The organism is Galliscardovia ingluviei, assembly GCF_014635685.1.
In the GTDB taxonomy this organism is placed as follows: domain Bacteria; phylum Actinomycetota; class Actinomycetes; order Actinomycetales; family Bifidobacteriaceae; genus Galliscardovia; species Galliscardovia ingluviei.
Map to the genome: position 1 here is coordinate 246,801 of NZ_BMDH01000001.1, position 15,091 is coordinate 261,891.

Annotated in this window: 11 protein-coding genes, 1 tRNA gene and 2 pseudogenes; 10 read left to right on the forward strand and 4 right to left on the reverse strand. The window is 46.5% G+C overall.

The genetic code is table 11. The annotated features are described in order from the left end of the window. Positions 1 to 108 precede the first annotated feature (108 nt). The 5 genes and pseudogenes from hpf to IEU85_RS01090 all read left to right on the forward strand — a co-directional run bounded on the left by hpf (position 109) and on the right by IEU85_RS01090 (position 6,220). Entirely contained in the window at positions 109 to 762 is a 654-nt protein-coding gene (gene hpf, locus IEU85_RS01075) for a ribosome hibernation-promoting factor, HPF/YfiA family (protein ID WP_188354402.1), read from the forward strand. A 258-nt stretch (positions 763 to 1,020) separates the two neighbouring features. After that, positions 1,021 to 3,390, forward strand: a pseudogene (gene secA, locus IEU85_RS01080) (preprotein translocase subunit SecA); the annotation flags it as partial. A 279-nt stretch (positions 3,391 to 3,669) separates the two neighbouring features. Beyond that, positions 3,670 to 3,849 (forward strand): annotated as a pseudogene (locus IEU85_RS08845) (SEC-C metal-binding domain-containing protein); the annotation flags it as partial. A 207-nt stretch (positions 3,850 to 4,056) separates the two neighbouring features. Then, positions 4,057 to 5,115 carry an anthranilate phosphoribosyltransferase gene (trpD, locus tag IEU85_RS01085; protein ID WP_188354404.1) on the forward strand — a complete coding sequence of 353 codons (1,059 nt, stop codon included), beginning with the start codon at positions 4,057 to 4,059 and terminating at the stop codon, positions 5,113 to 5,115. A gap of 136 nt (positions 5,116 to 5,251) precedes the next feature. Continuing rightward, positions 5,252 to 6,220 (forward strand): ROK family glucokinase, encoded by a 969-nt coding sequence (locus IEU85_RS01090; protein ID WP_188354405.1) that lies wholly within the window; start codon positions 5,252 to 5,254, stop codon positions 6,218 to 6,220. 186 nt (positions 6,221 to 6,406) lie between these two features. Here the strand turns inward: IEU85_RS01090 and IEU85_RS01095 are convergent, their stop codons facing one another. Then, positions 6,407 to 6,961 carry a hypothetical protein gene (locus IEU85_RS01095; RefSeq protein ID WP_188354406.1) on the reverse strand — a complete coding sequence of 185 codons (555 nt, stop codon included), beginning with the start codon at positions 6,959 to 6,961 and terminating at the stop codon, positions 6,407 to 6,409. Positions 6,962 to 7,064: 103 nt separating this feature from the next. Between IEU85_RS01095 and IEU85_RS01100 the strand changes: the two genes are divergently transcribed. Next, the gene (locus IEU85_RS01100) at positions 7,065 to 7,763 is read left to right on the forward strand and encodes a lysophospholipid acyltransferase family protein (protein WP_188354407.1); all 699 of its coding nucleotides are present in this window, start codon (positions 7,065 to 7,067) and stop codon (positions 7,761 to 7,763) included. Positions 7,764 to 7,788: 25 nt separating this feature from the next. Here the strand turns inward: IEU85_RS01100 and IEU85_RS01105 are convergent. Continuing rightward, positions 7,789 to 7,861, reverse strand: a tRNA-Arg gene (locus IEU85_RS01105). Between the two features lie 302 nt (positions 7,862 to 8,163). On the opposite strand from IEU85_RS01105, the gene IEU85_RS01110 reads away from it, so the two are divergent. Together IEU85_RS01110 and IEU85_RS01115 are read left to right on the forward strand one after the other, a co-directional pair. After that, entirely contained in the window at positions 8,164 to 9,150 is a 987-nt protein-coding gene (locus IEU85_RS01110) for an endonuclease/exonuclease/phosphatase family protein (protein WP_188354408.1), read from the forward strand. Positions 9,151 to 9,362: 212 nt separating this feature from the next. Next, positions 9,363 to 9,566: a hypothetical protein gene (locus tag IEU85_RS01115; RefSeq protein ID WP_188354409.1), complete on the forward strand. Its 204-nt coding sequence runs from the start codon at positions 9,363 to 9,365 to the stop codon at positions 9,564 to 9,566. A 219-nt stretch (positions 9,567 to 9,785) separates the two neighbouring features. On the opposite strand, the gene IEU85_RS01120 is transcribed toward IEU85_RS01115, so the two are convergent. Then, on the reverse strand, positions 9,786 to 10,079 hold the full coding sequence (locus IEU85_RS01120) for an exodeoxyribonuclease VII small subunit (protein ID WP_188354410.1): 294 nt from the start codon (positions 10,077 to 10,079) through the stop codon (positions 9,786 to 9,788). A gap of 62 nt (positions 10,080 to 10,141) precedes the next feature. After that, a complete protein-coding gene (gene xseA, locus IEU85_RS01125) occupies positions 10,142 to 11,431 on the reverse strand; it encodes an exodeoxyribonuclease VII large subunit (RefSeq protein WP_188354411.1) in 1,290 nt (429 codons plus the stop codon). Positions 11,432 to 11,765: 334 nt separating this feature from the next. Here xseA and nrdD point away from each other — a divergent pair, with 334 nt between their 5' ends. Both nrdD and nrdG read left to right on the forward strand, forming a co-directional pair. Further along, the gene (gene nrdD / locus IEU85_RS01130) at positions 11,766 to 14,324 is read left to right on the forward strand and encodes an anaerobic ribonucleoside-triphosphate reductase (RefSeq protein ID WP_229714669.1); all 2,559 of its coding nucleotides are present in this window, start codon (positions 11,766 to 11,768) and stop codon (positions 14,322 to 14,324) included. Beyond that, the gene (gene nrdG, locus IEU85_RS01135; protein ID WP_188354412.1) at positions 14,324 to 15,022 is read left to right on the forward strand and encodes an anaerobic ribonucleoside-triphosphate reductase activating protein; all 699 of its coding nucleotides are present in this window, start codon (positions 14,324 to 14,326) and stop codon (positions 15,020 to 15,022) included. The genes nrdD and nrdG overlap by 1 nt, the downstream gene beginning before the upstream one ends. The last annotated feature ends 69 nt before the right edge of the window (positions 15,023 to 15,091 follow it).

Genomic DNA, 15,091 nt, shown 5'->3' on the forward strand with positions numbered 1-15,091 from the left:
AATAATTACACCAAAAACATAATTTGTACGTTACAATCGAAGTAACCTTTCGCATTGACGCGAACAGGTGTCCACAGTGGTACACCCACTTTGATAAAGGAGGATCACATGGAAATCGTCGTTACCGGACGTCATACGCAAATTAAGCAAAGGTTCCGTGATGTCGTTGACAGCAAGATGAATCGTGTGACCGCTATTGCTCCAGATGCACAACGTGCACAGATCGTAGTTACATTTGAAGGCAATCCACGCCAGGCTGATACTGCAAAGAAAGTTGAAATTACAGTAATTGCAGGGCGCACAGTGGTCCGTGCTGAGGCTTCAAGCACTGATGAATACAGCGCACTTGACTTAGCGCTTGATAAGCTGACTTTACGTTTGCGCCGTACTCGTGATCGTCGTAAGGATCATCGTCGTGGATACACCAATCCTCAGCCAGTTGATTTAGGTGTGGTTGAACCAGTTGAGGAGCCAGCAGTAGAAGAAGAGCCAAGCAATTCTCCAGCTGATGCTGTTTCTGCAGACTTAGGTCCTGGCGAGTCTGTAGAGGTGCAAGTAGGCGATACTCCTATTGTGATTCGTCGCAAGCTGCATATTGCTGAGCCAATGACTATTGATGAAGCACTCTATGAGATGGAACTCATTGGTCACGATTTCTTCCTCTTCGTGAATAAGGATACTAATCGTCCATCCGTGGTGTATCACCGTCATGGATGGAGCTATGGTGTCTTTGAAATTGACACTCCCGAAAATGTGCAGTAACTAGAAGTAACTAGCATATGTGTTTGAGAGCACCTGCCGAAAGGCGGGTGCTTTTATGTTATGAGATATAAACTCAATATGCGGCGTGCCTGAATGTCAATATCGGTGCAATCGCGTAGTATGGAGGGCAGTGTGTGTTCAGCGTGGGTGCTGGCACAGTTGGTGTAGTCGCATCAGTTAGGGAGATGACTCGTGGTAAACGTTCTGGACAGGGTCCTGCGAATTGGCGAGGGGCATCAGCTCCGTAAGCTCCAAGCCGTGGCTGAGGCCACTAATGCTCTTGAAGATACTATCAAGGCAATGACAGATGAAGAGCTTAAGGGACAGACTGCAAAATTTAAGCAGCGTCTTGAGCAGGGCGAGTCATTAGATGACTTGATGCCAGAAGCTTTTGCAACTGTGCGTGAGGCTTCACGCCGTACTCTTGGCATGCGTCACTTTGACGTGCAGCTTATGGGTGGTGCCGCCTTGCATTGGGGCAATATTGCAGAAATGAAAACCGGTGAAGGTAAAACATTGGTAGCAACATTGCCAAGCTATTTAAATGCTTTGGATGGCAAAGGCGTGCATGTGGTAACCGTCAATGATTACCTTGCAAGCTACCAGAGCGAGCTTATGGGTCGTGTGTTTAGATTCTTAGGCATGACCACTGGCTGTATCTTAACTGAGCAGAAGCCAGCAGAGCGCCGTCGTCAGTATGCCGCAGACGTAACCTATGGCACCAATAATGAGTTCGGCTTTGATTATTTGCGCGACAATATGGCGTGGAATAAGTCTGATTTGGTGCAGCGCGAGCATCATTATGCCATTGTCGATGAGGTTGATTCCATTCTTATCGATGAAGCGCGTACACCATTGATTATTTCTGGTCCTGCTGAGGGCGATGTGACCCGTTGGTATGCACAGTTCGCCAAATTAGTAACTCGCCTAGACCGTGATGTTGACTACGAAGTTGATGAGAAGAAGAAGGTTGTCGGCATTCTTGACCCTGGTATTACTAAGGTTGAGGATTATCTGGGTATTGACAATCTCTATGAACCAGCAAATACTGCACTTATCGGTTATCTGAACAATGCAATTAAGGCTAAAGAACTCTTTATTCGTGATAAGGACTACGTGGTCACTCACGATGAAGTTTTGATTGTTGATGAACACACTGGTCGTATGCTGCCAGGTCGCCGTTACAATGAGGGATTGCATCAGGCTATTGAAGCTAAGGAACATGTTAAGGTTCAGGCTGAAAATCAGACCTTTGCAACGATTACTTTGCAGAATTACTTCCGCATGTATGACAAGCTTGCTGGTATGACTGGTACTGCTGAAACTGAGGCAGCAGAGTTTATGAATACCTACAAGCTTGGCGTTATTCCAATTCCTACGAATAAGCCAATGATTCGTGAGGATAAAGATGATTTGATTTTCCGTACTCAGAAGGAAAAGCTTTCTGCAATCGTTAAGGATGTTATTGCCCGCCATCAGAAGGGTCAGCCGGTTTTGCTTGGTACTGCTTCTGTTGAATCATCAGAAGTAGTTTCAACGTTGCTGGATGTGGCTGGTATTGAGCACGAAGTGCTGAACGCTAAGCAGCATGAGCGTGAAGCTGCAGTGGTTGCTGTAGCAGGTCGTAAAGGCGCAGTTACTGTAGCAACCAATATGGCCGGTCGTGGTACCGATATTATGCTTGGCGGTAATGTGGAATTCTTGGCTGATAAGCAGCTTAAGGCTCAAGGATATTCGCCAGAGGACACTCCAGAAGAGTATGAGAAGCTTTGGCCTGAAACATTAGAAGCTGTTCGCCAGCAGGTCAAAGATGAGCATGAGGAAGTTGTCAAGCTCGGTGGCTTGTATGTACTCGGTACTGAACGTCATGAGTCTCGTCGTATTGACAATCAGCTTCGTGGTCGTTCCGGTCGTCAGGGTGACCCTGGTGAGTCTCGCTTCTACTTAAGCCTCGAAGATAATTTGATGCGTTTGTTCAATACTCAGCTGGTTGCTCGTGTGATGGCGAAAGGTATGCCAACTGGCGAACCAATTGAAGCAAAAAGTGTGTCTAAGGGCGTGCGCAATGCGCAGAAGGCAGTAGAGTCGCGCAATTACGAAATTCGTAAGAACGTGCTGAAGTATGACGATGTGATGAATAAGCAGCGTACTGTGATTTACGCAGAGCGTCAGGCTGTGCTTAAGGGTGAAGATATTGCCGAAGATGTGCAGCGCTTTATGACAGACACCATCGAGTCATACGTGCGTGGAGCAAGCCGCACCAGCGATAAGCCAGCGGAGTGGGATTTGGATGCGCTGTGGAAGTCCTTCGGACGCTTGTATCCAATTACGGTAGAAGTTGAAGATGGTAAGCAGGCTATTGCTGAGATTCGCAAGGCTGATAAGGCTGTAGAAGTACTGCGTGATCTGATTGTGAAGGATGCTACTGAGCAGTATCGCCAGCGTGAAGAGCTTGCTGGTAGCACGCATATGCGTGATTTAGAGCGACAAGTTGTGCTTTCGGTTCTTGATCGCATGTGGCGTGAGCATCTTTACGAGATGGACTATTTGAAGGATGGTATTGGTCTGCGCGGTATGGGTCAGCGCGATCCTTTGACTGAGTATCAGCGTGAAGGCTATCAGATGTACAATTCCATGGTTGAGGCCATTAAGGAAGAGTCCATCCGCTTGCTCTTTAATGTTGATTTGCAGATGTTGCGCGCTCAGTGGCAGCAGGAAGCTGAAGAACAAGAAGCTGAAAGCGAAGTCAGTGAGGGACAAGCACTTGCTGGTGAGACCAACGAGCAGGATGCCTTGCAAGAAAGTGCTCCAGCTGATCCTGATAGTGTTGATGAAGATCAAGATGAAGCCGATCTCGCATCTGATCAGAGCGCAGCTGGAACGGTAAGTGGTGAAGGTCATGTTACTGGTCCAAAGCCAATAAGTCATGCTGATGGTAAAGTTCCTGCCAACAAGCGTCCTAAGTCAGAAGAGCAGCACGCTCCTGAAGCTGATGGTCGTACTTTCCCAGGCACCCGCAAGAATGATCCTTGCCCATGTGGTTCTGGTAAGAAGTACAAGTTGTGCCATGGTAAGAATGAGCAGTAAGCGTTTGCAGTAATACGGTTATCAAGTTATAAGGCGGGTGTTTCGGCACTCGCCTTTTTGTTTCACAGTTGCTTGCGATAGCTTCACAGTTCGCGATATGAAATATTTATAAACTGAGCTAGAGCTTTTGCATACGGTATGCCTACAATGACGAAACCACAACGATAGTGGCATATTGTAGACAAACTACTCACGTGGGAGACGATTATGACCAACCAGATTACATGGAAGTCAATCCTTAATACATTGGTACATGGCGAGCACCTGAGCGCACAAGAGAGTGAGTGGTATGTCGATGATTTGATGAACGGTCAGGCACAGCCTGCTGCAGTTGGTGCTGTACTCGCTATGCAAGAGCAATTAGGTCTTACATCGCAGGAAGTTGCAGGAGCTGCTCGTGCGATGGTAAATCATGCCATTGATTTGCCGATTGAAGGTGAGACTACGGATATTGTTGGTACCGGCGGAGATGGTGCTGCAACGGTGAATTTATCAACTATGGGAGCAATTATTGCAGCTAGCGCTGGTGTGAAAATTGTTAAGCACGGTAATCGTGCAGCATCAAGCAAGTGTGGTGCTGCGGACTGTCTTGAGGCTTTAGGATTGCCACTAGACTTAACTCCGGAACAGGTACGTGTTGTCGGCGAAGAAGTGGGTATTACATTTGCTTTTGCAAAAACCTTCCACCCGGCTATGCGTTATGTTGGACCTGTGCGCAGTGTGCTCGGCATCCCATGTGTGTTTAATGTATTAGGCCCGCTGACGAATCCAGCGCATCCTAAGCATGTGGCTATTGGATGTGCGAATCGTGATATGAGCCCGATTATGGCTGATGTGTATGCATCGCAGGGACAAAACGGTATGGTGTACACCTCGAGTGAAGGTCTTGATGAATTAGCACCTACTGGTCCGGTGTCAGTATGGGAGATTCGCGATGGGGTTGTGACCTATGTCGAGTTCGATCCTATTCATGAATTGGGGTTGCAGCCTGTAACACTTGATGATTTGCGCGGCGGAGAGCCTGCACAAAATGCGCAAGCAGTTCGTTATTTGCTTGCTGGTAAGGACGTGCCATTTAGATCTACAGCACTATTGAATGCTGCTTCAGCCTTGGTGGCACAAGGTGACGCGGTTGCCAGTGCGGGAAGTGGTTTCGCAGATCGTTTCCGTGCGGCCTATGCATTGGCTCAAGATGCTGTTGATAGTGGGCGTGCTCAGGCTTTGTTAGATCGTTGGATCGCAGTAGCTCGTTCGGTAGCGTTGTAGTTAAAACACGCCAATACCAACCGATTGGTTATAGTTTGGAAATGAACATACTCTGTGATAAAATACATGGAAACTTGAACGTTCAAACTGTTGTTGAAACACGCTCATAGGCGAGTAGCAGCATTCGGGAGGCAGCATGTACACACTCGGTATTGATATTGGCGGTACAAAAATTGCGGGCGCAGTTTGCGATGAAAATGACACTATCGTAAGCCAGTGGAGAGTTCCTACTCCAACAGAGCCAGAAGAAATCAATGACTGCATTGTAGAAATTTATGAAGAGGCAACTAAGCTTCATCCAGAAATTCCATACATTGGTATCTCTGCTGCTGGCAATGTGAAAGCTGACCGTAGAACGATGAGTTTCTCTGCAAATATTGCCAAGTGGATCGATTATCCTTTAGCTGATCGCATCGAAGAGCTACTGCAGGGTCGTGCTAAAGTCGTAGTAGAAAATGATGCTAACTGCGCCGGCTGGGGCGAATATATTTTGGGTGCTGGTAAAGGATCCAAGAATATGGTGATGCTCACTGTTGGCACCGGTCTTGGCGGCGCTATTGTTATTAATGGTGAACTCTATCGTGGTTCTTTTGGTATGGCTGCAGAGCTTGGTCACTTGCCAATGGTATCTGATGGTGATTTCTGCGGATGTGGTTTGCGCGGTTGTGCAGAACGCTACACTTCTGGTAGTGCACTAGAGAACTTTGCGCGTGCTGGTATGCGTCGTATGCCGCAAAAGGCAACTCGTTTGTTAGAGCTGTGCGGCGGTGACGTGAATGCTCTAGAAGGCAAAATGGTTTCCCAGGCGGCTGCCGAAGGTGATGAACTAGCACTGTATGCCTTCGGTAAGATTGGCGAATGGCTGGGTCGCACTATGGCTGCTATTGCAGCAGTACTTGATCCTGATGTATTTGTGATTGGTGGCGGCGTGGTTTCTGTCGGCAATATTTTGCTTGATCCTGCGCGCTACAACTATCAGCGATTCTTGCAAGCATCTGCATACCGTGAGCATGCACAGATTCTTCCAGCAACCGCTGGCGGTGATGCGGGTATGATTGGCGCTGCTGATCTGGCTCGTAAGGAATTGAGCAAGGAACAAGCATAGTTGCAAGCACTGGTATAGATATTAATCGATATTAGTTGATGCAATAAGTATTAAATACTGATATTCATAAATGTATGTGCCCTGTAGAGTCTTCTGCAGGGCACATTGTATTGCGCGTATTGCGTTGGGGACTATATGAGTGTATATCAGATAGCAATGCGTATGTATGTTCTTGTGTCAGTAATGCTATACGCGAGCTCCATCATCGTCGGCAGAGCGCCTTGTCTGCGTAAATCCACGATGTACCGACAAAAATCCTGCGGCGCCGAGCAATGTTCCTAAGCCCCCGACAAGTCCAAGTATTCCTGAAAAACTTGGCAAGAGCACTGCGCCAACTAAACATAGCACACCCAGTACGAGCAGTACCGTGTATAAGAGTGTGCTGGTTTTTATAGGACCTAATTTAGGATTTGGCGGTGTGAACATATCATCAACATCATCGAGCCAACTGATTCCGGTATGATCTCTAGGTCCGTATGATCTCCTGCCAGCCTGAACAAAAATATCATCACTAAAATCATTTACAGTAAATTGTTGTTCAACCTGGTGTTGTTTGGCTTCCTTTTCGCGTTTTTTATCAAGACGCTCGGCTTTATGCGCAAATCGTTTTGATGCAGTCGATTGAGCAACATCGGCCAAGTCATCGCCATGCTCGCCGAGAAAAGCTGCCCACTGCTCATCAAGATTGTCAGATGGGCCATTCTTATTAGTGCGACCCTCGCTATTGCTGTTTGTGCTCATACTGCTACTGTATCGTAACGTATGCGCGAAAGTATGAAAGTATAGGTCTTTGCCATGAGGTTGTTTTAGACTAGTGCACGTAACGTGAAGACTGGAGGATCTTGTGCTGTATTGGTTTTTCGTTAAAGGTTTGGGTTGGCTTGCTGCATTACGCATTCATCCTACTATCGAAGGTGTAGAGAATATTCCTGAACATGGTGGAGCCATTATTGCCGCAAATCATTTAGCAGTAATCGATGACGCACTTATTCCTATGAGCTGCCCACGCATGGTTCATTTTATGGGTAAAGCTGAGTATTTTGACGGGTCTACGTTAAAGGGCAAGCTTAAAAAATGGTGGTTTACTTCCGTAGGTGTGTTCCCAGTAGATCGTTCTGGTGGTTCTAAGAGTTTGGGAGCACTTGCTCATGCTCGTCAAATTATTGAAGATGGGCATTTATTTGGTATTCATATTGAAGGAACCCGTTCTCCAGATGGTCGCTTGTACAAAGGTCACACAGGAGTGGCGCGTCTTGCTTTTGAAACAGGCTGCTCTATTGTGCCAACGGCTATTATTGGAACTGGGGATATCCAAAAACAAGGTCAGCTGATCCCTGATAAGGGCTACACCAAAGTAATTTATGGTAAACCTATTGAAGTGGAGCGTAAAGATCCCGCAGAGGTGACACGTGAAATGCTTCGCGAGCTCACGGATCGCATTACTCAAGCTATTCGTGAGATGAGTGGCCAGGAATATGTTGATGAGTATGCGCAGGATGTTAAACGTCGTTTGGCTCACCAACAGGAGCAATTGCATGCGTAGTGCACGATGATGTGCATGACTGTAGTGCCCCGGATGCGATTCGAACGCACGACACCCGCTTTAGGAGAGCGGTGCTCTATCCCCTGAGCTACCGGGGCAACAGCAATCCATTGTACACGCTAAATGCATAAGTACAAACTCAACACAAGGGTGTATGGCAGGAGGCGGAACAGACTAGGGTAGTACGCCGGTCAACTGTATGACGGTTGTATAGTAGTTGTACTCAGAATTCTGTAGATGAAGCGGTGTATCTGTATCTGTATATATGTGCATTACGTGCAATGATTGTAAGTAATACATGTAGACCGTGGTTTTTGGCGTATGATTCGCTATCCTATAATGAGCAATGGCGCCGGAATCAGGACTGCCTCGCTGACGCCGGCGGGGAAGGAACGGTGTAATGAAATTAGGCGTAATGCGTGTGGTGTGGGGGCTAATTTCAGGCGTTTTCGGTCTTATTACCCTGATTGGTATGGTAGCTCGCTTACTCCCTGCAGCATTATCTGATTTACCACTCCTTCCAGAGATTGTTTCATTCACTCCTTGGTATTGCATCAGTGGAGCTATTGCGCTATTTGCAGCGCTCATGGCACACCAAACTCTGCGTGTGTGGACTATGGTAATTTGCCTTGCCTTAAATGTGTGCATGCAAGTGCCACTATTCGCTCATATCGGAGTGCCTCAGCAATCAGCACAACAATCTTCGAGTAATCAAACGCTTTCTGTGATGACTAGTAATGTCTATCGTGGAGCTGGTAGCGTTCAAGATATTGTGCAACAGGTACGGCAACACCATGTGCAAATCCTTACTATGCAAGAAACAACTGCCGATTTTGAGCAGAAGCTCTATGATGCAGGGCTCGATCAATTATTGCCATATCACCATCGCTCCACGTCAGACCACATGTATGGTAATGATATTTGGTCAGCATATCCACTTGCTGATGTAGTTAGTGATGAAGTTGATTCTTCTGCATCGCCAATGCCTGCTGGCTCAATTACGTTAGATTCAGGAGCTGTAGTGCGGTTTGTATCAGTGCATACCACCTCTCCAAAATTTGGTTCATGGGCGCAGTGGAAACGCAGTATTGATGAGATAAGCGCATTGCAGAATAATACGCATACTACGTATGTGCTTATGGGCGATTTTAATGCTACACTTGACCATGCTCCATTTCGCGCTATGCTTGGTTCCCGCTTTCGTGATGGGGCTTATCAACTTGCTCATGGATACACGATGACATGGCCAGCAAATTTGAGCATTCCAGCAATGGTTGGCATTGATCATGTTGTAGTTGATCAGGGGATTACTGTAACTAGTATGCAAACACAGACTATTACAGGCAGCGACCATAAAGCTCTTATCGCAACGTTGCGTATAGCGTAGTCGTGCAGCATGGCATAGCTTAGTAATATAGCGCAGCGCAGTAATGTACCGCAGTATTGACAAGAACGTCTACTAGCTCACATCAGCTTGTGATAAGCGTAGAAAAGAGTAAGAGTACAAATGTGCGACACCTGTACCTACACGCTATCTCTGTGTTGAGCAGCGTGAAATTGTATGAGTGTTTGCGTTATAGGTTGTATAAAGGAGTACCAATGGATAAAAGCGCAGCATTAGCACGTATGGCTGAAGTATCGACTGTTGACGAAGTACTAGCATTGGCTGAGCAGCTTGGGTTAACGATGAATTACGAACAAGCTGATTATGCGCTTGGTCGTATCAACCAAACGAAGAATGATGCAGCAGAGCTTTCTGGGGATACCTTAGAAAAGGTGGCTGCAGAATTATTTAATCTCTAACTGCTCATCGTAATTTAGCTTAATTGCGTTTGGAGTTTATACTCCGACTTATCTCTGAATAAGGCGCCTGTACAAAGGTCTATATCATTGTAGATATCGCTATTATTGTAAATATCGCGCAATATCATGTGGTATGTGCCAGATCGATAATAGATCCGATGAATAGACGCCTTATATAATTTGAGGTTTACTTACCAATTTATTGACTTTTGCAAGTACTTATTGCTCAAGATTGGATTGTGTACCTGCACTTGCTCCGGCGCTCGCCTGAGAGGCTTGTGCTGCATCAAGTTGTTCGCGAACGCTATCTAATAGTCCTTGTGCTCGTTTGGCAAGCGCTTCACCAATTTGCCACTGCTTCATAGAAGCATCAAGATCAAGACCGCCAGCTTCCAAAGCCTGTACTGCTTTAATCAACTGGTCACGTGCTTGCTCGTATGTTAGTGCATTAATTGCTGCAAGCTCTTCTTCGCTCAATGAAGTGGAGATTGCAGGCTGTGATGTCTCGCTCATGGTATTCCTTTCGTAAACTTTTAGGTACTGGTGTTTGCTACTTGTATTTGGTGTGTGAGTAACTAGGATTTCGAGGTTGTGGCTGGCGCAATTTCCTGTACTTGGGCTGTTAACATACCACTTCGAATAGTAATATGCATCGTTTCACCCTCGCTAACCTGTGAGGTTTCCTTAATGACTTGTCCGTGCTCATTTTGTACTACAGCATATCCGCGATCTAGTACGGATTGCGGACTGAGTGCGGTAACGGATGCGTGTAAACGTTCAATAGTTGCTTCTGCATTATCAACCAACCGTCGCATAGCAATATCTAACCGCATACGTGCTTCATCAACAAAACGCTGCGGTTTTTCAAGCATGGTAAGTGGTTGTGTCAGACTTGGACGATTAGCATACCCCTCAATAAGACGAATTTCATTATCTACACGAGAACGAATACGATCGCGTATACGGCGTTGTGCTTCTTCTATCAGTTGCCATTGTTCCATAACATCAGGCACTACACGCTTGGCGGCATCTGTCGGTGTAGAAGCTCTCATATCCACAGCGAGGTCAATAAGTGTCCAGTCATCTTCATGTCCAATTGCAGAGACAATTGGTGTTTGGCATTGTGCTGCGGCACGTACTACACCTTCGTCAGAAAATCCCATAAGATCTTCAAAGCTGCCTCCGCCGCGAGCCACAATAATAACATCAACACTAGGGTCGGCATCAAGTTGCGCGATCGCTGCGATAATATCGGGAGGGCAGTTTGGGCCTTGTACATGGGCATGTACTACAACAAAATCAATTGTTGGCCACCGCAGGCGTGCATTGGTGATGACATCGCCCTCTGCGCGAGCGTGTGGTGCGCAAATCAAGCCAATGCGATGCGGAAATTCTGGAATTGGAATTTTTTGGTCAGCATCGAACAGACCTTCTCCTTTAAGACGCTTACGCAAGGCTTCAATCTGTGCCATTAAATCACCTTTGCCTACCCTACGAATATCATCGGCAAGGAAACTTAAGCGTGTCTGTTTCATCCAAACATCAGGTCGACCATGGAGTACTACGCGGTCGCCTTGGCGGAATTCTTTTGCGAGGACAGCAAAACGACCGAAGCCAGAAACACTAATGGCAATATCCTCAGTGTTGTCGCGCACAGTCAAATATGCTGACCCAGAGCGTCGCGTATTAATTTCTGAAATTTGTCCTTCCACCCAAGCGCCTGGCCATTTGGCAACAGCATCATGATACTTTTGACTCAACAAAGCAACAGGCCAAGGGTTTTCTGCTGTAGTGTCACGCGCCAATCTTGGTAGCGGTTGTGTTCCTTGAGGCGTAGTAGATTGTGGCTGAGCAAAAGATGTCATACCTCTATTGTGCTGCCTTGGGCAGACTGAATAACATGCTAAATGACGTAGCTGAGGTGCGATTAGTGTGACACGCCGAGCGAAAGTAATCTTATTCGGAGTGTTGGGCTAAATAGAGCGAAAACCACTACATCTATGTCTATTTTTGTTATCAATCACTAGATATTGTGGTTGAATAGATATGGTTTACAGAGCAACTACACAAAGAAATACCATGTTGTAGCCAAGTTGCTGGTTAAGTAGAGCCAGCCAAGCGAGTACTGTGCACACGGTTAGGGTATCCGTGTACACTGCGCGAAGAGCGTAAGAGCATATGGTATAAGGGAGGCAAGTGATGGAAGCGCAAACACTTGAGCGCACGCGCAATGCTGCTGAGGAATTTAATGCTGTTGATGAATCTAATACTATCGATGAATCCCGTGTTATCCGTGAATCAGCATCTGTGCACCAGCAGGTAGACGCGCATAATGCGTCTGTAGGGCAGACTCAAGTTGCTGACCATGGTCAGATTGCGCACCCATATTCCCGTAGTTGCGATACTGCTCGCACGGGTGTGCTTGTAGAAAAGCGTGACGGTCGAGTAGTTGCTTTCGATCCAGTGAATATTATGAACGCTGTAAAATCAGCCTACGCAGACTTAGATATTGAAATAGGGCCACAGGAAGAGCAGCGAATTCGTGGCATTGCCAACCAAGTAGAAGCTGAAATCAAGGATCGTTATCATGGTCCTGCAAAAATCGAAGATATTCAGAATCTTGTTGAGCATGCGCTGATTGAACTGCATGAATATGATGTAGCACGCACGTATACGAACTATCGCCTTGATAAAGATATTCAGCGTGCAAAAGCAACTGACGTGAATGAAGCAGTAGCTCGGTTTGTTAATAATGACCCAACGCTGATTCATGAAAACGCTAATAAAGACGCTAATGTTTATGCCACTCAGCGTGATTTGCTTGCAGGTGCTGTGAGCAAGGCGGCGGCATTCTCAATGCTTCCTCCAGCAGTATCGAATGCTCATATGAAAGGTGATATTCACTTCCATGATGCTGATTACTCGCCATTTACTGCGCAGTCGAACTGCTCCCTGCCAAATTTCTGGGATATGCTTGCCAACGGCTTTACCTTGGGCAATGCGCCAATGGCTAGTCCAAAGTCTATTGCTATTGCTGCCACTCAGATTACGCAGATTATGAAGGATGTGGCATCCAGCCAGTATGGCGGACAAACCGCTAATCGTGCCGATGAACATTTAGCACGGTATGCGCGCAAAGACTATGAGAAATTCTTAGAAGAGGCACGTGAAAACATTCCAGATGGCATGCCAGTAGAATTTGCGAAACGACAGGTGCAAAATGCTAAAGCACATGAGCCAAGCAAACTGCATTTTGGTTCACGAGAACCGCTGCCTATGGATACGCCTTTCCATGACGATGTTGATGAGCTAGAGCAGCAGCGTGAGATTTTAGCGAAAATTCGTACGCGCAAGGCAATTTATGATGCTATGCAAACGATGGAATACCAGATTAATTCCAATCGTGTATCCAATGGGCAAACACCATTCGTTACTATTGGTTTTGGCTTAGGCACTGACTGGTTCTCTCGTGAAATTCAGCGCGCTATACTGCTGAATCGCATTCGAGGACTTGGTAAAGAGCATCATACTGCGATTTTCCCTAAGCTTGTGTTTACTATTAAGCATGGTGTGAATGCGGATCCAGAAGATCCAAACTACGATTTGAAGCAGCTGGCTTTAGAGTCTGCTACCAAGCGCATGTATCCAGATGTTGTATTTTATGAGAATATCATTAAGATTACTGGATCGTTTAAGGCGCCAATGGGTTGCCGATCTTTCTTGCAGGGCTGGGTTAATCCACAAACTGGGGAAGATGAAGAAGATGGACGCATGAATCTTGGCGTAGTTTCTGTCAATATTCCTCGCATCGCTTTGGAATCTCGCGGTGATATGGATCGCTTCTGGCGCATTTTTGATGAGCGCATGGAAGTAGCACATCAGGCTTTACAATTCCGCATTATGCGCTGTAAACAAGCAACACCAGTGAACGCGCCAACATTATTCCGTTTTGGAGCATTCGGTCGTCTTGGTGCCAATGAAAGTGTGGATCAGCTCTTCAATAATGAGCGCGCCACTGTGTCTCTTGGATATATTGGTCTAGCAGAGGCAGCAAGCGTGTTCTTTGGTAAGGATTGGATTCGTGACCATGATTGGGACGAAGACGGTAGGCAGTTTGCGCTCAGCATTGTTCGTAAGATGAATGAGCTGTGCAAGCAGTGGAGTGCTGCTGAAGGATACCACTATTCTGTGTATTCGACACCTGCAGAGTCGCTTACTGACCGCTTTAATCGCATGGATCGTGAAAAGTTTGGCGAAGTAGAAGGCGTAACCGATCATGACTTCTATACCAACTCATTCCACTATCCAGTATGGTTGCAGCCAACTCCTATGGAGAAACTCAATTATGAGAAGGACTTCCCATACTATGCTTCCGGTGGTTTTATCAACTACTGCGAGTATCCATGTCTGCAAGATAATCCGAAAGCTCTTGAAGCAGTTTGGGATTACGCATACCGCATTGGTATTGGCTATTTAGGCACTAATACGCCAATTGATCACTGTTTCGTCTGTGGCTTCCAAGGTGATTTTGAGCCTACAGAAGAGGGTTTCAAATGCCCAGAGTGCGGCAATAGCGATCCAGATAAGTGCAATGTTACCAAGCGTACCTGCGGCTATTTAGGCAACCCTGTTTCTAGACCAATGGTGCATGGCAGGCATGAAGAGATTGCACACCGTGTGAAGCATATGTCTGGCTCCACAGGCAAGGTCACTCTTGATAATGGACAAACTCACGAATGGTTTGAAGAAGCTAAGTAATGGGTAATCATGATTTTTCGCCGACGGATCGTCATCGCGGTCCGTCGGTACCTTCCCATGGTCTGTCCAATGATCCTAGAGCAGGGCAATGGGTTGGTTCTCGTCTGTCACAACGCATGATTGCGGATTATAAAACTTTTGTGGTCACTGATGGTGAAGGTATTCGCAATTCCTTGTACGTTTCGGGTTGTCCATTTCATTGCCAAGGATGCTTTAATGCATCCATTTGGGATTTTAAGGCGGGTCACCCATATACTCCTCAATTAGAGCAGCGCATTATGGACGATCTTGCGCAGCCGTGGGTGCAAGGGATTACCTTTTTAGGCGGAGAACCTTTGCTTAATACTCCAGTATTACTCCCATTGGCACGCAGGATTCGTGACACATTCGGCACGTCTAAAGATATCTGGTGTTGGACTGGCTATACATGGGAAGAACTCATGCGCCCAGGAGAGAGCGATGACAAACTGGAGCTCTTGCAGTATATTGATATTCTTGTAGATGGCAGATTCATCGAGCCGCTTAAAGATTCATTACTACAGTTTAGAGGAAGCTCAAATCAGCGTATTCTCGACGTTGCACGCTCATTGCAAACAGGCGAGCCGGTAATCTGGGATAAGCTACATGATCAAGAGCGTGATATTCCTTCAATGTATTTGAAAGATCGTGTAGCGGGAGAATCTCAACAGGCCTCATGATGTCGTCGTATGGTGTTCAAATTCCTCAGGTGTGATTAGACTACCAATGCGTAAGCCACTGCACTGTAG